The sequence below is a fragment of the Pseudomonas sp. F3-2 genome (genome assembly GCF_038804275.1).
In the GTDB taxonomy this organism is placed as follows: domain Bacteria; phylum Pseudomonadota; class Gammaproteobacteria; order Pseudomonadales; family Pseudomonadaceae; genus Aquipseudomonas.
On record NZ_CP152388.1, the window covers coordinates 4,695,136 to 4,713,274 of the forward strand.

At 62.0% G+C, this 18,139-nt stretch carries 12 protein-coding genes and 1 pseudogene; 8 read left to right on the forward strand and 5 right to left on the reverse strand.

Features of this window, described 5'->3' with window-relative positions; translation table 11 throughout:
- Positions 1–42 precede the first annotated feature (42 nt).
- The 7 genes from AAGQ88_RS21095 (at position 43) to AAGQ88_RS21125 (ending at position 10,263) form a co-directional block, all read left to right on the forward strand.
- Entirely contained in the window at positions 43–1,518 is a 1,476-nt protein-coding gene (locus tag AAGQ88_RS21095; protein WP_342653467.1) for a gamma-aminobutyraldehyde dehydrogenase, read from the forward strand.
- 149 nt (positions 1,519–1,667) lie between these two features.
- Positions 1,668–2,819 carry a putative ABC transporter substrate-binding protein YdcS gene (ydcS, locus tag AAGQ88_RS21100; RefSeq protein ID WP_342653468.1) on the forward strand — a complete coding sequence of 384 codons (1,152 nt, stop codon included), beginning with the start codon at positions 1,668–1,670 and terminating at the stop codon, positions 2,817–2,819.
- A 238-nt stretch (positions 2,820–3,057) separates the two neighbouring features.
- Positions 3,058–4,107 (forward strand): ABC transporter ATP-binding protein, encoded by a 1,050-nt coding sequence (locus tag AAGQ88_RS21105; RefSeq protein WP_342653469.1) that lies wholly within the window; start codon positions 3,058–3,060, stop codon positions 4,105–4,107.
- Position 4,108: 1 nt separating this feature from the next.
- Positions 4,109–5,059, forward strand: a complete 951-nt coding sequence (locus AAGQ88_RS21110) for an ABC transporter permease (protein WP_342653470.1) — start codon at positions 4,109–4,111, stop codon at positions 5,057–5,059.
- A complete protein-coding gene (locus tag AAGQ88_RS21115; protein WP_342653471.1) occupies positions 5,049–5,879 on the forward strand; it encodes an ABC transporter permease in 831 nt (276 codons plus the stop codon). Before AAGQ88_RS21110 ends, AAGQ88_RS21115 begins: the two co-directional genes overlap by 11 nt.
- 213 nt (positions 5,880–6,092) lie before the next feature.
- Entirely contained in the window at positions 6,093–7,517 is a 1,425-nt protein-coding gene (locus AAGQ88_RS21120) for a gamma-aminobutyraldehyde dehydrogenase (RefSeq protein ID WP_342653472.1), read from the forward strand.
- 322 nt (positions 7,518–7,839) lie between these two features.
- Entirely contained in the window at positions 7,840–10,263 is a 2,424-nt protein-coding gene (locus AAGQ88_RS21125) for a PAS domain S-box protein (RefSeq protein ID WP_342653473.1), read from the forward strand.
- Between the two features lie 87 nt (positions 10,264–10,350).
- On the opposite strand, the gene AAGQ88_RS21130 is transcribed toward AAGQ88_RS21125, so the two are convergent.
- From AAGQ88_RS21130 to AAGQ88_RS21140, 3 genes are all read right to left on the reverse strand, one after another.
- Positions 10,351–11,457, reverse strand: coding sequence for an NADH:flavin oxidoreductase/NADH oxidase (locus AAGQ88_RS21130; RefSeq protein ID WP_285422418.1), 1,107 nt, complete (start codon positions 11,455–11,457; stop codon positions 10,351–10,353).
- A 105-nt stretch (positions 11,458–11,562) separates the two neighbouring features.
- Positions 11,563–13,278, reverse strand: coding sequence for a single-stranded-DNA-specific exonuclease RecJ (recJ, locus tag AAGQ88_RS21135; RefSeq protein WP_342653474.1), 1,716 nt, complete (start codon positions 13,276–13,278; stop codon positions 11,563–11,565).
- A 63-nt stretch (positions 13,279–13,341) separates the two neighbouring features.
- Positions 13,342–13,884 carry a YaeQ family protein gene (locus AAGQ88_RS21140; protein WP_093463158.1) on the reverse strand — a complete coding sequence of 181 codons (543 nt, stop codon included), beginning with the start codon at positions 13,882–13,884 and terminating at the stop codon, positions 13,342–13,344.
- A 355-nt stretch (positions 13,885–14,239) separates the two neighbouring features.
- On the opposite strand from AAGQ88_RS21140, the gene AAGQ88_RS21145 reads away from it, so the two are divergent.
- Positions 14,240–15,088, forward strand: a complete 849-nt coding sequence (locus AAGQ88_RS21145) for a TIGR02285 family protein (RefSeq protein WP_342655853.1) — start codon at positions 14,240–14,242, stop codon at positions 15,086–15,088.
- Positions 15,089–15,263: 175 nt separating this feature from the next.
- On the opposite strand, the gene AAGQ88_RS21150 is transcribed toward AAGQ88_RS21145, so the two are convergent.
- Positions 15,264–15,560 (reverse strand): DUF3509 domain-containing protein, encoded by a 297-nt coding sequence (locus tag AAGQ88_RS21150; protein ID WP_093463152.1) that lies wholly within the window; start codon positions 15,558–15,560, stop codon positions 15,264–15,266.
- 313 nt (positions 15,561–15,873) lie between these two features.
- A pseudogene (locus tag AAGQ88_RS21155) lies at positions 15,874–18,030 on the reverse strand (transporter substrate-binding domain-containing protein); the annotation flags it as partial.
- Positions 18,031–18,139 lie beyond the last annotated feature (109 nt).

Sequence of the window (18,139 nt, forward strand, 5' to 3'; positions counted from 1 at the left end):
CAGGCCATCAATGACAAGCATCGATACAAGGAAGCTCGAACCATGGCTGGCGCACCGACCCCGCACTCCGCAACGCCACAGCTGCTCACCTCGTTGCTCATCGACGGAGAGCTGGTGGCGGGTCAGGGGTTTGTCGAGCTGATCCTCAATCCCGCCACTGGCGAAGTGCTGACTCACATTGCGGAGGCCAGCACCGAGCAGGTCGAACAGGCGATTCTTGCCGCTCACCGCGCCTTTACCGGTTGGTCACGCACGACGCCCCAGCAACGTGCGAATCTGCTGCTCGGCATTGCCGACGCCATCGAACGCAACGCCGACGCGCTGGCGACACTCGAATCGCTCAATTGCGGCAAACCGTTGCACCTGGCGCGCCAGGACGACCTGAGCGCCACGGTCGATGTGTTCCGTTTCTTCGCCGGTGCCGTACGTTGTCAGACCGGCCAGCTGTCCGGCGAATACCTGCCGGGCTATACCAGCATGGTGAGGCGCGATCCGATTGGCGTGGTCGCCTCGATCGCGCCCTGGAACTACCCGATTATGATGGCTGCCTGGAAGATCGCGCCAGCACTGGCGGCAGGCAATACGCTGGTGTTCAAGCCGTCGGAACACACGCCGTTATCGATTCTCGCGCTGGCGCCGATGCTCGCGCAGTTATTACCCGCCGGGGTCATCAACATCGTCTGTGGCGGTGGCGAAGGGGTCGGCAGCCATCTGGTCAGCCACCCGAAAGTCCGCATGGTCTCGCTGACCGGCGATATCGTCACCGGCCAGAAAATCCTTCAGGCCGCCGCCCGGACGCTCAAACGCACTCATCTGGAGTTGGGCGGCAAGGCCCCGGTGATCGTCTGCAACGATGCCGACATCGCCGCCGTGATCGAGGGCGTGCGCACGTATGGCTATTACAACGCCGGCCAGGACTGCACGGCCGCGTGCCGCATCTACGCGCAGGCCGGCATCCACGACACACTCGTCGCTGAGCTCGGCGCTGCGGTCAGCAGCCTGCGCTTCGCCAGCAAACGCGACGCCGATAATGAAATCGGGCCACTGATCAGCACCCGTCAGCGCGACCGGGTGGCGAGTTTCGTCGAGCGCGCGCTGAGCCAGCCACACATCGAACGGATCACGGGCGCGGCCGTGCATTCGGGCCCGGGTTTCTTCTACCAGCCAACCCTGCTCGCCGGCTGCAAACAGGGCGACGAAATCGTTCAGCGCGAGGTGTTCGGCCCGGTCGTGACGGTCACCCGCTTCGACGAGCTTTCCCAAGCCGTGGACTGGGCCAACGATTCCGAATACGGCCTGGCGTCGTCGATCTGGACGCAGAACCTGGACAAGGCCATGCAGGTGGCCGCGCGCTTGCAGTACGGCTGCACATGGATCAACAGTCATTTCATGCTGGTGAGTGAAATGCCTCACGGCGGCTTGAAGCGCTCGGGCTACGGCAAGGACCTGTCCAGTGATTCGCTGCAAGACTACAGCGTCGTGCGCCACATCATGGCCAGGAGCAGCTACGAGCTGTAAGCGGCAAGCTTCAAGCAAAGCAATAAGAACAGCTGTACCTGCGATCTTCCGGCGACAAGTGAAAGGGCATGAGTGACGACCTCTCACCGCTTGAAGCTCGCAACTGATGTCTCTCTGCCCAAGAACATAAATAAACGAGGGGAAGCACCATGTCCGTACACAAGACCGCGCTCTTGAGCGCCATCATCACCGCGCTGTTCGCCAGTGGCACCGTACAGGCGGCCGAAACGCTCAAGGCGGTGGGCGACGGCGAAGGCCAGCTGGATATCGTGGCCTGGCCGGGTTATATCGAACGAGGCGAAAGCGACAAGGCCTACGACTGGGTCACCGGCTTCGAGAAGGAAACAGGCTGCAAGGTCAACGTCAAGACAGCGGCGACCTCCGATGAGATGGTCAGCCTGATGACCAAAGGCGGCTACGATCTGGTGACCGCGTCCGGCGATGCATCGCTCAGGCTGGTCGCCGGCAAGCGCGTGCAGCCGATCAACACTGACCTGATCCCGAACTGGAAAACCCTCGATCCGCGCCTCAAGGACGGGCCTTGGTACACGGTCAACAAGCAGACCTTTGGCACGCCGTATCAGTGGGGTCCGAACGTGCTGATGTACAACACCAACGTGTTCAAAACCCCGCCGGTGAGCTGGAGCGTGGTGTTCGAGGCGCAGGACCTGCCCGATGGCAAACCGAACAAAGGCCGCGTGCAGGCCTATGACGGCCCGATCTACATCGCGGACGCGGCGCTGTACCTCAAGACCGCGAAACCGGAACTGAAAATCGAAGATCCCTACCAACTGACCGAAACCCAGTACAAGGCCGTGCTCGACCTGCTGCGGGCGCAACACCCGCTGGTGCATCGCTACTGGCATGACGCGACCGTGCAGATGAGCGACGTGAAGAACGAAGGCGTCGCGGCCTCGAGCTCCTGGGGCTATATGGTCAACGGCCTGGTCGCCGACAAACAGCCCGTTGCCTCGACCATCCCGCAGGAAGGCGCCACCGGCTGGGCCGACACCACGATGCTGCACGCCGAGGCCAAGCACCCGAACTGCGCGTACAAATGGATGGACTGGTCGCTGCAGCCAAAAGTCCAGGGTGACGTCGCGGCCTGGTTCGGGTCGTTGCCGGTCGTCCCCGAAGCGTGCAAATCCAGCGATCTGCTGGGCGCCGAAGGTTGCGCGACAAACGGGTTCGACCTGTTCGACAAGATCGCCTTCTGGAAAACCCCGCAGGCCGAGGGCGGCAAATACGTGCCGTACAGCCGCTGGACGCAGGACTACATCGCGATCATGGGTGGGCGTTAACGCCTGACGCGCCCCTCTGTAGGAGCTGGCTTGTCCTGCGAACGGCGACGCAGTCGTCGTAAACCCGTTGAACGCGGTGTGCCAGAACGTCCGCGCGAGCCGGTTTTACGACCGGTTCCCGGCCGTTCGCAGGACAAGCCAGCTCCTACGGAGACGGGTATTTCCCGCCACACATTTGTCGTTTGTACCGGCCCGTTGCGGATAAACGCTCCCACAGCGGCCAACTGGAGTTCCACCCATGACCCTTGCAGTCCAGTTCACCAACGTTTCCCGGCAGTTCGGCGATGTGAAGGCCGTCGACCGGGTATCCATCGACATCAAGGACGGCGAGTTCTTTTCCATGCTGGGCCCGTCGGGTTCGGGCAAAACCACGTGCCTGCGCCTGATCGCAGGTTTCGAGCAACCCAGTGCGGGCTCGATCCGCATTCACGGCGAAGAAGCAGCGGGCCTGCCGCCCTATCAGCGCGACGTCAACACCGTGTTTCAGGACTACGCCCTGTTCCCGCACATGAACGTGCGTGACAACGTCGCCTATGGCCTGAAGGTCAAAGGGGTCGGTAAAAGCGAGCGCCTGTCACGTGCCGAAGAAGCCCTGAACATGGTCGCGCTGGGTGGCTACGGTGAACGCAAGCCGGTGCAGCTCTCCGGCGGCCAACGCCAGCGTGTCGCGTTGGCGCGTGCGCTGGTCAACCGCCCTCGCGTGCTGCTGCTCGACGAACCGCTCGGCGCGCTGGACCTCAAGCTGCGCGAGCAGATGCAGAGCGAGCTGAAAAAGCTGCAACGCCAACTCGGCATCACCTTCATCTTCGTCACCCACGATCAGACCGAAGCGCTGTCGATGTCGGATCGCGTGGCGGTGTTCAACAAAGGTCGAATCGAGCAGGTCGACACGCCCCGCAACCTGTACATGAAACCGGCCACCACCTTCGTTGCCGAGTTCGTCGGCACCTCCAACGTGCTGCGCGGCGAACTGGCGCAACAGTTGAGCGGCCAGCCCAGCGCGTTTTCGATTCGTCCGGAGCACATCCGCTTCGCCGAAGGCCCGGCTGCAGCACACGAGATCGAAATCAGCGGGCTGCTCCACGATATCCAGTATCAAGGCAGCGCCACGCGTTACGAGCTGAAACTGGACAATGGCCAGACCCTCTGCGTCAGTCAGGCCAACAGCCAATGGCTGGACCTGAGCGCGCAACATCAGCCGGGCCAGCGCATGACGGCACGCTGGGCGCGCGAGGCGATGATTCCACTGGCCGACGCGGCCGGCGAACCGCTGGTTGGGGCGCATTGAGATGAGCCAGACACTCGCCCATTCGGCGCCAGCGGCAGGACAATCGCCGTCGCGGCGCTTTTCCAGCCTGCTCTATCGGCGGCCCAATCTGTACCTGTCGCTGCTGCTGATTCCGCCGCTGCTTTGGTTCGGCGCAATCTACCTTGGCTCCCTGCTGACGCTGTTGTGGCAAGGTTTCTACACCTTCGACGACTTCAGCATGACGGTCACTCCGGACCTGACGTTCGCCAACTTTGCCGCGCTGTTGAGCCCCGCCAATTTCGACGTGATCCAGCGAACGCTGAGCATGGCGATCGCGGTGTCCATTGCCAGCGCCATCGTCGCCTTCCCGATCGCCTATTACATGGCCCGCTACACCACCGGCAAGACGAAGGCGTTCTTCTACATCGCAGTGATGATGCCGATGTGGGCCAGTTACATCGTCAAGGCCTATGCCTGGACGCTGCTGCTGGCCAAGGGCGGCGTCGCGCAATGGTTCGTTCAGCACTTGGGGCTCGAGCCGGTGTTGCAGGCCGTTCTGGGCATTCCGGGTATCGGCGGCAGCACCTTGTCGACCTCGAATCTGGGCCGCTTCATGGTCTTCGTGTACATCTGGCTGCCGTTCATGATCCTGCCGATCCAGGCATCTCTGGAACGTCTGCCGCCGTCGTTGCTGCAGGCATCCGCCGACCTGGGCGCCAAGCCGCGCCAGACCTTCATGCAGGTGATTCTGCCGCTGTCGGTGCCGGGCATTGCCGCCGGTTCGATCTTCACGTTTTCGCTGACGCTGGGCGACTTCATCGTGCCGCAACTGGTCGGCCCGCCGGGCTACTTCATCGGCAGCATGGTGTACGCCCAGCAGGGCGCCATCGGCAACATGCCCATGGCGGCGGCCTTCACACTGGTGCCGATCGTGCTGATCGCCATTTATCTGTCCATCGTCAAACGACTGGGGGCTTTCGATGCGCTCTGAGCCTGTGATCAAACAAGGCGATCAGGCCTCCTGGGGCCTGAAAATCGCCGCTTGGGGCGGGCTGGTGTTTCTGCACTTCCCGATCCTCATCATCTTCGTCTACGCGTTCAATACCGAAGACGCCGCCTTCAGCTTCCCGCCGCAAGGGTTCACCTTGAAGTGGTTCAGCGTCGCCTTTGGCCGGCCCGATGTGCTCGAATCGATCAAGCTGTCGCTGCAGATCGCCTGCGTCGCCACCTTGATCGCACTGGTGCTTGGCACGCTGGCTTCAGCGGCCCTTTACCGCCGCGACTTCTTCGGCAAGGACGGCATCTCGCTGATGCTGATCCTGCCCATCGCCCTGCCCGGCATCATCACCGGGCTTGCGCTGCTGTCGGCGTTCAAGACGCTGGGGATCGAACCGGGCATGTTCACCATCATCGTCGGTCACGCGACCTTCTGCGTGGTGATCGTCTACAACAACGTCATCGCGCGTCTGCGTCGCACGTCTCACAGCCTGATAGAAGCGTCCATGGACCTGGGCGCGGATGGCTGGCAGACCTTTCGCTACATCATCATGCCCAACCTTGGCTCGGCGTTGCTGGCCGGGGGCATGCTGGCGTTCGCGTTGTCGTTCGACGAAATCATCGTCACCACATTCACCGCCGGGCATGAGCGCACCTTGCCGCTCTGGCTGCTCAACCAACTCAGCCGCCCCCGCGATGTGCCAGTGACCAACGTGGTCGCGATGCTGGTGATGATCGTCACCATGCTGCCGATTCTGGGCGCCTACTACCTGAGCCGCGGCGGTGAAAGCGTGGCGGGGAGTGGCGGGAAGTGACCAACGTAAGGCCGCGTGACAGATCCCGCTCCCGGCCTGGAATTCATACAACTGTAGGAGCGTGGCTTGTCCCGCGATCGGCCGGGAACCGGTCGTAAAACCTGCTAATGCGGTGTGTCAGTAAAACCGCGGCGCCTGATTTTGCGACTGCTGCACAGCCGATCGCGGGACAAGCCACGCTCCTACATAGACTGAGTCATTCAGGAGAAACTCATGCAAACCAAACTGCTGATCAATGGCCAACTGGTCGCCGGTGAAGGTCCCGCGCAACCTGTGTTCAATCCGGCGCTGGGTCGGGTGCTGGTGGAGATCAATGAGGCGACTGAAGGTCAGGTCGACACGGCCGTGCGCGCTGCCGATGCCGCCTTCGAAAGCTGGTCACAGACTGCTCCCAAAGATCGTGCGCTGCTGCTGTTGAAGCTGGCCGATGCCATCGACGCCAACGCCGAGGAACTGGCAAAGCTGGAGTCGGAAAACTGCGGCAAGCCCTACCACGCCGCACTGAATGACGAGATGCCCGCCATCGCCGATGTGTTCCGCTTCTTCGCGGGCGCCAGTCGTTGCATGGGTGGCTCGGCCGCCGGCGAATACCTGCCCGGCCACACGTCGATGATCCGCCGCGATCCGGTGGGCGTGATTGCGTCCATTGCGCCCTGGAATTACCCGCTGATGATGGTCGCCTGGAAAATCGCCCCCGCGCTGGCCGCAGGCAATACCGTGGTGCTCAAGCCCTCGGAGCAAACCCCGCTGACCGCCTTGCGCCTGGTGGAACTGGCCAACGGCATCTTCCCCGCCGGCGTGCTGAACCTGGTATTCGGTCGCGGCCAGACCGTGGGCAATCCGCTGGTGACGCACCCGAAGGTGCGCATGGTCTCGCTGACCGGCTCCATCGCCACCGGCTCGCACATCATTTCCAGCACCGCCGACAGCGTCAAACGCATGCACATGGAACTGGGCGGCAAAGCGCCGGTGATCATCTTCGACGACGCCGACATCGACGCCGCCGTCGAGGGCATCCGCACCTTCGGTTTCTATAACGCCGGGCAGGACTGCACCGCCGCCTGCCGCATCTACGCGCAAAAAGGCATCTATGAAACGTTCGTGCAGAAGCTCGGTGAAGCGGTCAGCACGATCAAGGTCGGTCAGCAGGACGACCCCGAGACGGAACTCGGCCCGCTGATCACCGCGCAACATCGCGACCGCGTGACTGGCTTCGTCGAACGTGCCGTCGCTCAGTCCCACACGCGCCTGATCACTGGCGGCAAGTCCATCGAAGGCAACGGTTACTTCTTCCAGCCCACAGTGATCGCCGACGCCCAGCAGGATGACGAGATCGTCCGCCGCGAAGTGTTCGGGCCAGTGGTCTCGGTGACGGCATTCGAGGATGAAGCGCAGGTGCTGAGCTGGGCCAACGATTCGGACTACGGCCTGGCATCGTCGGTATGGACCCAGGACGTTGGCCGCGCCCATCGCCTGTCAGCCCGGTTGCAATACGGCTGCACGTGGGTGAACACGCATTTCATGCTGGTCAGCGAAATGCCCCACGGCGGGCAGAAGCTGTCCGGCTATGGCAAGGACATGTCGATGTACGGGCTGGAGGATTACACCACCGTGCGCCACGTGATGTTCAAGCACTGATGCCCCGCCGCTGACCCGGCCGGCAGGTCGGCAAGCCCGTACTCACAGGAAACCTTCCCTTGGAGGCGGGCTTGCCGTTCAACGGCCCAAGGCGTTGGATACACCACGCCGCACTGATTATAATTTGATATCAACGCAACCCCGAAGGATCCTCACGGTCAATCCAAATGAGCTGGAACGGATTTACCCGCGTGTTCTGATATTCGTCTGAATGCCGGATCGCTCTTCATACGCCCACTCGCCCATTCAGGCGGATATAAAAGGGTAGGCAAGTTTACAGCCAGCTTCGTACACTGTTCTCCCCTGACTGGAGCTTGCCTCATTGACCCTACATCCCGGCTTTCCCGCAGGCGACAGTGAGGCAGGCCGCGTTATTTCGCAGACCGACTGGACCACGACGCCCTTGGGGCCGATCGCGCAGTGGCCGGCAGCGCTGAAAATCCACCTCAACCTGATCCTCAATTCGCCAGAGTCGATGTACCTGCTCTGGGGACCCGAGATGCTGTTCTTCCACAACGATGCATACGCACCGGTGCTCGGGCCTCGGGGCGGAAACGCCATCGGCGCGCGCATCAACGAGTTGTGGGCCGATGTCTGGGAACAGGTGCGGCCCTATGCCGAGAACGCACTGCGCGGTGTGCCCTATCAGTGCGAAGATCTGCCGCTGACCATGGCGCGTTACGGCGAAGTCGAGCAGACGTGGTGGTCGTTCACCTTCTCGCCCGTGATGGACGAAAACAACGCCATCGTCGGGCTTCTGTGCATCACCAACGAAACGACCGAGCGCGTCAAGAATCAGGAGGCGCTCAAAGCCAGCGAACGACGTCGACTGGACTTGATTGCCGACCTCGAACGGCAGGTGATTGAACGCTCCCATGACCGCGGCCTGACCTGGCAAGTCAGCCCCGACCTGCTGTCGGTGATGGACGCGCAGTTCCGCTTCGAATCCAGCAACCCGGCCTGGCAACGCGTGCTTGGCTGGAGCGAAGACGAGCTGTCGGCATTGACCTTCAGCCGACTGGTTCATCCTGACGACGGCGAACGCAGCAAAATCGCTTTCGGCGCCCTGGCCGACAATCAGCCCGTCCTGAATGTCGAAAACCGCTATCGCTGCAAGGACGGCAGCTACCGCTGGTTGTCCTGGGTGGCGGTGCCCGAAGGCGGCAAGATGTATTGCAGCGCCCGGGACTTCACCGCAGAGAAACAGCAGGCCGACGCACTCGCGGCCCGCACCGCCGAACTCGATTGTCTGTGGACCATCTCGCCGGACCTGCTGGCGATGCTGGATTTCGACGGCCACCTTTTGCGGGTCAACCCTGCCTGGTCGGCGGTCCTGGGCCACGAGCCCCACGAGTTGATCGGCAGTTCCGTGCTGGACCTGACCCACCCGGACGACTTCAGCTCCAGCCAGGCGGCGCTCGCCCACACCATCGGCGACGTGCTGCCGTTGTTCGAGAACCGCTCTCGACACAAGGACGGCAGTTATCGCTGGATCGCCTGGACAGCGGCTTCTCACAATGGCGTGATTTTCGCACTCGGCAAGCACATGACCGCCGAGAAAGAACGCGCGGAGGCACTGCGCCTTGCCGAAGAAGCGTTGCGCCAGTCACAGAAAATGGAAGCGGTCGGTCAGCTCACCGGCGGACTGGCTCACGACTTCAATAACCTGCTGATGGGCGTCAGCGGCAACATCGAACTGCTGAAATCCCGGGTCGCCAACGGTCGCACGGAAAACCTGGGCCGTTATGTGAACGCGGCGATGGACGCGGCGCGAAGAGCGGCCGCCCTGACCCACCGACTGTTGGCGTTTTCCCGCAGGCAGACCCTCGATCCGAAGCCCACCGATGTCGACCAACTGGTGGATGGCATGGCCGAACTGATCAGTCGCACGGTCGGCCCCTCCATTGCGATGGATGTCATCGCCACGCCCGGTCTGTGGGCCACGCTGGTCGATCCGCATCAGCTTGAAAATTCCCTGCTCAATCTGTGCCTGAATGCCCGTGACGCGATGCCCGATGGCGGACAACTGCTGATCGAGACCGGCAACAAAACGCTGACCGCCGACCAGGCCCGCGAGCTTGAGCTGTCCGCGGGCACGTATGTGACGCTGTGTGTCAGCGACAACGGCAGCGGGATGAGCCCCGATGTCGTGAAACGCGCTTTCGATCCGTTTTACACGACCAAGCCGATCGGCATGGGCACCGGCCTCGGCCTGTCGATGATCTATGGCTTCGCGCGGCAATCCGGAGGCGGCGTACATATCCGCTCCACGCCAGGCAAAGGCTCGCAGGTCTGTATTCACTTGCCGGCCTACGTCGAGCAGACCGTTGTCGGGGTCAGCGAGCCCGAACCGGAGGCTCCGTTCAATCACGTCGCAGGCGGTGAAACATTATTGGTGGTGGACGACGAGCCGTCGGTCCGCGCGCTCGTGGCCGAAGTGCTGACCGATCAGGGTTACCGCGTGCTGGAAGCCGACACCGGGGCGGCGGCGCTGCAGATTCTGCAGTCCAGGCAGACCGTCGACCTGCTGGTCTCCGATGTCGGTCTGCCTGGCGGGATGAACGGACGCCAGCTCGCCGACGCCGCACGGACACTGCGGCCGACGCTCAAGGTGCTGTTCGTCACCGGTTATGCGGAAAACGCCGCGCTGGGGGAAGGTCGGCTGGAACCGGGCATGCACGTGCTGACCAAGCCGTTTTCGATTCCGGCGCTCAGCGAGCGGGTGAAAGGCTTGCTCGAAGGCTAAACGCAGCAGCGTGACGGGGCCGGCAGCAAAGGACTGAGTGGGCTGCCGACCCGTCGTGACGCTGCCACGACGTGCCGGCGTTCATCATCAGTCGCGCAGATCCGACTCATGAATCGGCTGATCCCGATGCGTCGCACGCTGATATTGCGCGGGCCACACAGCCTTGCGCCCGCCCAGGTCGTCATCGGCGTGCAGCGGCCAGTAAGGATCGCGCAGCAGCTCACGGGCCAGCAGGATCAAGTCGGCCTGCCCGGTACGCAGGATGGTATCGGCCTGATACGGCTCGGTAATCATGCCTACGGTCCCGGTGGCAATGCCCGACTCGTTGCGCACCCGCCCGGCAAACTCCGTCTGATAACCCGGCCCGACCGGAATTTCGGCGTTCGCTGCAGTGCCGCCCGATGACACATCAATCAAGTCAACGCCGAGGGTTTTCAGGCGCTTGGCCAGTTCAACCGTTTCATCCGGATTCCAGCCATCCTCGACCCAATCGGTGGCCGACACCCGGACGAACAGCGGTAACTCCTCGGGCCACACCTTGCGCACCGCTTCGGTGACCTCAAGGGTCAGACGAATGCGGTTCTCGAACGATCCGCCGTACTGGTCGCGACGCTGGTTGCTCAGCGGAGACAGAAACTGATGCAGCAGATAACCGTGGGCTGCGTGAATCTCCACGACCTTGAACCCTGCGGTCAGCGCGCGTCTGGCAGCGTCCACGAAGGCCTGGATGACGGTCTGGATCTGCGCCTCGTCCAACGGTGTCGGCGCGGTGTGCTGAGGGTCGAACGGGATTTTCGACGGTCCCCAGGGCGTCCATCCGCCTTGATCGGCCGGAATGCTGCCGTGCTTGCCGAGCCATGGACGCCACGTGCTGGCCTTGCGACCGGCATGCGCCAGCTGAATGCCCGCCACTGCGCCTTGCGCGGTGATGAAGCGGGTGATCCGTTGCAGCGGTTCGATCTGCTCATCGTTCCAGATGCCGAGGTCTTCGGGCGTGATGCGACCGTCACGGGTCACCGCCGCCGCTTCGGTAAAGATCAGCCCGGCGCCGCCCACGGCACGACTGCCCAGATGAACCAGATGCCAGTCATTGGCCAGCCCGTCGACGCAGGAGTACTGACACATCGGCGAGACCGCGATGCGGTTGAGAAAGGTGAGTTTGCGAAGGGTGTAGGGTTCAAGCAGCAGGCTCATGAGCACCTCTCAGGTCGATTCAAAGGATCCAGGCACTGTTCGTATTGAACCTGAAGCCTAGTCGACAACTGGAGAGAAGTTCGGGTTCCTGCCGCGTGACGGCGTTCAGCGCGGCGACAGATGCACCACCATCAACTGCACCGTTTCGTTGCCGCGAAACTCGTTCAGATCGAGCTTGTACGCCAGTTCGACCCAACGAATGGTCGGGTTCGGCCACACGTCCCGATCAACGCTGAACGCAATGCCTTCGAGCCTGACCGTACCGCACTCGGTCTTGAGCACCATCTTCAGATGACGCTCGCCGACCACCCGCTGCTCCACCAGCTGGAACACGCCGTGAAACAACGGCTCCGGAAAATGCTGCCCCCACGGCCCGGCGTTGCGAAGCGCACGCGCCAGCTCCAGATGAAATTCCTCCACCGCCAGCGTGCCATCGGACAGCAGCCGACCGGTCAGGTCTTCCTCGGTCAGTTGGCGTCGCACCTCGGCATCGAACGCGTCGGCAAACGCCGGAAAGTTCGCTTCCGGCAACGACAACCCGGCCGCCATGGCATGGCCGCCAAACTTGCTGATCAGCTCCGGGTGCCGGGCGGCGACCGCATCGAGCGCGTCACGAATATGGAAGCCGGGCACCGAACGCGCAGAGCCTTTGAGCACGCCCTCGCCCGCGCTCGCAAACGCGATGGTCGGACGGTGATAGCGCTCTTTCATGCGCGAGGCAAGGATACCGATGACGCCCTGATGCCATTCCGGCTCGAACAGACACAGGCCGAACGGCATCGACTCGACCGGCAGGTCCTTGAGCTGGGCGAGCGCCTCGCGCTGCATGCCCTGCTCGATGGATTTGCGGTCCTGGTTCAGCTCATCGAGCTTCACCGCCATCTCCCGTGCCTGCGCTTCGTCGTCGCAAAGCAGGCATTCGATGCCCAGGCTCATGTCATCCAGACGCCCGGCGGCGTTCAGTCGAGGGCCGAGAATGAAACCCAGATCGGTGGAAGTGATGCGCGACGGCTCGCGCCGGGCGACTTCCAGAATGGCGCGCAATCCGGGGCGCGCACGTCCGGCGCGGATGCGCATCAGGCCCTGATGCACGAGGATACGGTTGTTGGCGTCCAGCGGCACGACGTCGGCCACGCTTCCCAACGCCACCAGATCCAGCAATTCGCCCAGGTTGGGCTGAGCACGCCCGCCAGCCTCGAACCAGCCAAGGTCGCGCAACCGCGCACGCAGCGCCATCAGCACGTAAAAGATAACGCCTACGCCGGCCAGTGCCTTGCTGGGGAACGTGCAGCCCGGCTGATTGGGGTTGACGATGGCATCGGCGGCGGGCAGTTCGTGGCCCGGCAGGTGGTGGTCGGTGACCAGTACCTGCAAGCCAGCAGCCTTGGCGGCGGCGACCCCTTCGACGCTCGAGATGCCATTGTCCACGGTCATCAGCAGATCGGGTTGGCGCTGCAGTGCGACCTGGACGATCTCCGGCGTGAGGCCATAGCCGTATTCGAAACGATTGGGCACCAGGTATTCGACATGGGCGGCGCCCAACAGCCGCAAGCCCAGTACGCCCACCGTGCTGGCCGTCGCACCGTCGGCATCGAAGTCGCCCACGATGAGAATGCGCTGACGCTGCTGCAACGCCGTCACCAACAGATCCACTGCCGCATCGATGCCCTTGAGCTGCTGATAGGGGATCAGCCGCGCCAGGCCCTTATCCAGTTCATCCTGCGACGCCACGCCACGCGCCGCGTACAGCCGGGTCAGCAGAGGGGGCAGATCGCCCAGAAAAGGCAGGGTTTCAGGTAACAGCCGTGGTTCGATGCGCATGCGGGTTCCGCTGGTGTTCTGGTGTAGGAGCAGGTTCGGGGTCGGCACAGTCAACGATGGCGATCAGCCCCGTTCACCCGCCAGCCACTGCAGCTGTACTTCGTGTTGGCCGCGGTCGTCGGTCACGAAGATCGTGCCTTCGCTGATCATCACGTCCCACTTGATCACGCGCGGCATGTCCTTGGCCAGCGTCTCCAGCACTTCTTGCGGCACTGCGGCAATGTTGACGTTCTTCAGGGATTTGACGGCTGGAACGACCTTGCCTTCCCAGACGCGCAGACTGCCGTAGGCCAACAGGCTGGTGCGTTCGGTACGACGCGAGCACCAGGTCAGGCGCTCTGCGTCCGGCTGGCCGACTTCGATCCAGTGCAGCACACGATCATCCAGGCTTTTTTCCCACAAGGCCGGCTCGTCGACTTCCGACAGGCCACGACCGAACGACAGTTGCTCGCTGTACCAGAAAGCGTATGCCAACAGGCGAACGGTCATGCGCTCTTCGGTTTCCGAAGGGTGGCGGGCGATGGTCTGTTTGACGTTTTCGTAAACCCCGCGATCGAGGTCGGTGAGGTTCAGTTCGAATTTGTAGGTCGTGGACGGCTGGGCCATGAACGGGCTTCTAGAGACGGGAAAGGCGGCAAGTCTAACCGATGACGCCCCTTTGAACGATGGAACTCGATGAGCGATTGCAGCAACCGGTGCAAATTGCGTGTGGCAGACACTCGGCGCAGTGCTTTACTCAAGCCATCGTCACGAGTGTTAAACAAATGATCCACAACGCCGATACCTTGATGAGAGACCCTCTAACATGAAGTACAGAGAGTATCCCGTTGTCGGTGGCTGCCAGCGATCAGCCCAGAGGCCGCGTGGTCACGCCAGCTTCGGCTCCAGTCAGTTTTTTCGGGAATTGCATCGACGGATGGTCAATCGTTTTACGCAAGCGCGTGGCGCCGGATGCGCTGCGCTGCTTTTCATTTCGGTCATGGTCGGCATGCCTGCGACGGCCCAGGCCAAGGAGACGCTGACCTGGTTGCTGCGCGATTTCCCGCCGCTGACCATTTTCTCGGGGCCGCAGACCGGTCAGGGCGCCATCGACAAGCTGATGCCCGAACTGATCGCTCACATGCCCGAATACGATCACAAGGTCATGCACGTCAACCGCGCTCGCGGCACTCAGATGCTGCAGGACCCTGATGGCTTCGCCTGCGACCCGACCCTGCTGTGGACCGCCGAGCGCGAAAAGACCATTCTGTTTTCCATCCCGACGTACGCCACCCCCGGCAATGGCGTGACCATCGAGCAGAGAAATCACGCACTGTTCGCGCCCTTTCTGGACAATGACGGTCATCTGGACCTGGCCGCTCTGCTGGCCAGCGACAAGGTCAAGGTCGGCATCGTCGCCGAGCGCAGCTATGGGCCGGTCATCGACAAAATCCTCCGGGAAACGACCCAGTCGGACAACCTGATCCTGCATTACGGCAACGCCGCTGTCGGCAGCATGCTGGAGATGGAGCGGCTGGACCGGTTCCAGGCGATCATCAGCTACTGGCCGGAGGCTCGTTATCACGCGCAGCAGCAGGGGATTCCCTTGAGCGAGCTCGAATTCTTCCCGATCAAGAATGCCCCCAAATACCAGTTCGCCCACATCGGCTGCTCAAAAAACGATCAAGGGCGCGCAGCCATGCAGGTCATCAATCGGGAGATGCGCGTGCTACGGGTCACGAAGCTGATCGGGTTTTACGCTGAATGGATGGTGAAAAAGGAAGAATACCTGCGCGACGCGCAGACCTTTTTCGATGAAGGCCAGAACTGATCATTGCCCGACACAGGCAGCAGGCAAAAAGAAACCCCGAGCAGCGGGGAGACTGCTCGGGGTCAACCGTGGTCCATCTTGGACCCGTACGGCAGGCAACATAAACACCGGAGCACAATGCCTGCGCCTGCCGTAATTGATAGGAGCCTACCCAACCGATAAGGTTCCCCAGGCCTCAGACAAAAGGTCGACCGCCCGAGAACACGCCCGCTTGCGAGGCATTGCGCATTGCCGCGATGACACAAGGCTCGATGCGCCCTTCTGCCACCATCAAATCACGGTGCAAACCATCCACCACATCCGTCAACTGGCGTCGGTCGCTCAGTTGAGAGGCCGAAAACACACGTTCGATCACGATCGCACCGGCTGCATTTTTCAGCGTTACGAGACGCTCGCCGTTCACACCGGCAGCGCCAAGACTCGCCTGATAAGGGGCCAGTGCGTCGCTTAGCAACAAGCTGATATTTTCCATCCGGATCACCACTCAACAGTTTGAATGCAAAGGTGCTTATCAATGACCATTGGCAGAAGCGGAAAGTTCTTTGCGCCATGAATCGGGCAATGCGGCAACCTGAAGACTGGAGCATGCCTGCCGAATGTGACAGACAGACTTCACCCAGTCCAACGCCCGAGGCAGAGCGGTCGCGCGGGTTTGACGGTCAGTGGTCGGGCTCCGCCGCGCAATTTAGATGCTTGTCCATTCGCGTTAATAACTCGCGCGTGGACTCGCAGACTCTGTCCAGGGTTTGTGACACTGGCTGCCCCGCAAGCCGTGCCTGCTCCTTCTCCAGCAGTTCGATGATCGAGGCCATCGGCGCGTGGAATTCGTACCTCATTGTGGCAAGGAAGGTGCTGACGACCTGATCCGCCACCGCCGCGTTCTGTTGCGCCAGGAGCAATTCGCGCTCCAGACGCTTGCGCTCGGTGCAGTCGACCCAGCCACCCAGAAGCCCCTGCAACTGACCGTCCGCGCGATAGAACGGCACGCTCCACTGCATGGCTTCGATCTGCCTGCCAAACAGATTCATGCTGCGCTCGACCTGCAACGGCTTCTGCGTTTCTAGCAAGGTCATGTAATCGGCGTGCATATGGGCGGCACACTCCTGTGGAACGAGGTCGACATCAATCACGCGCCGGCCATTCATCTGCTCGTGACTGATGCGGAAAAACGCTTCGTAGCCGCGGTTGCAGGAAATCAGTCGCCCTTGCAGATCGCGCACGTACAGCGGATCGGGAATTCCGTCGAACAACGCTCGCTTGAACGCGAGCTGGTCGCTGAGCTGCTCTTCAGCGCGCCGCCGCCGATGAATCTGTACCTGCAGACGGCTGCGCCAGGCCAGCGACACCAGCCCCAACAACAGCACGATGCTTGCGCCCCAGTAAACCCAGGCAGGAAGACGCTGCCAGACCGAAGGTGGAGCGCTTACCGTGCCTAACCACTTCATGCGAATCGCACGCATCTCAGCGACCGGAAACTCCTCGAGCGCCTTGTTCAGAATGCCCAGCAACTCCGGCTCGCTCTTGATCACCGAGAAGCTGTCCGACGACCACTTTCCTTCCACGCTGCGGCCCACCTTCAACCGGTCCGAGGTATAGAGCCAGGCGCCCGCCTCGTTCTGGATGGTGAAGTGAGCATCGCCGTCCTCAACCGCCTGACGCGCCTCCTCGTAGGTCGGGACCAGCCGCAGGAGGATGTCCGGGTAGCTCGTTTGAACGTACTCCAGCAACGCATGCCGCGCCGGCAGCGCAAGCACCTTTCCCGACATCTGCGCCAGGCTGACAGGCGACGGGTCATTGGCTGGCACTAGAAACACCCAGTTATTGCCGCCGAATGCGTAAGTGAAATTCAGAAGGGTCTTACGCTCGGGCGTCTCGGCCAGCGTGGTGTTCATGTGCGCCGAACCGGATGTCAGCGTCTCAAGCAGCACACGCGTGGACGGCGCTTCTTCGTACACGAACATCAGACCGGTCATGCGCGAGATGCGTGACAGCAGGTCCACGTTCAACCCGACCCAGCGGCCCTTGTCATCCTTGTAGATGTAGGGCGGATGTTGCGTGGAAGCAACGACCACCTGCGGATGCTTGCGTATCCACAGTTGTTCGGCGGCATTGAAATTCAGGCGTTGACCGATCACATCGGTGCCCAGGCCTGACGTCCAGCGCTCCAGAATCTGATGACTCACCGACTCGTCCAGGCCTGCCATGGCGCGATTGATCAGTCCGGTCAGCCTTGAGTCGCGCTCACGCAGGGCGAACGAAAAGCCGCCCGGCGGGATCAGGCTGATGAACTTGATCTGCAAGCCCAGATACGGCCGCAGCACGCTGTAGGCTCGCACGATCAGTTCGTTGCCGATGACCGCGTCGGCTTCGCCATGGGCCAACGCTTCTACCGCACTGTACAGACTGGGGGCGAGCAGAATCTCGCTGTCAGGGTAAAGGCGGTGCGCCTGCTCGGAGTCGACATAGCCTTCGAGTAGCAGCACGCGCTTGCCCCTCAGCGAAGGAAGCAGGCTTGAGTCCGTGCCGCGGGCCACGACCACCGACTTGTCCGGCATATAAGTTTGGGTGAAGGTCAGGCCGGTGATGGCTCGCTCGTAACCGCTCGCGCCACTGAGCATATCGATCGCCCCGGATCGCAGCGCTGCCACTGCATCTTCGCGCTTGGCGAATGCCTGAACCTGAACGGGAATGGATAAACGGGCGCTGATCATGCTCAGGTAATCGGCGCTGATGCCCTGGTAGCGGTTGCGGTCGCTGGTGATGTCGATGGGCTCGTGGTCGGCAATCGATACCCCGACCCTGAGCACCTTGCGCTCCGCCAGCCAGCGTCGATCAGTGCCGTCGAGCACGAGTGGGCGCTGAGCCAGAAAAGGTTCGGCCAGCGCAAAAGGAAGATTCTCTATCGCATGACCGGCAGAGTTCCACGCGCATAAAAACAGCAGCAACGCGTGCCTGAGAATGGGGTGATGAATCGGCGCGCCTGGCGCCTTGAAGAATCGGTAATCGAAAGCCACTGGCTTGTCCGCGAAATGAAAAATACTTCGCAAGTGT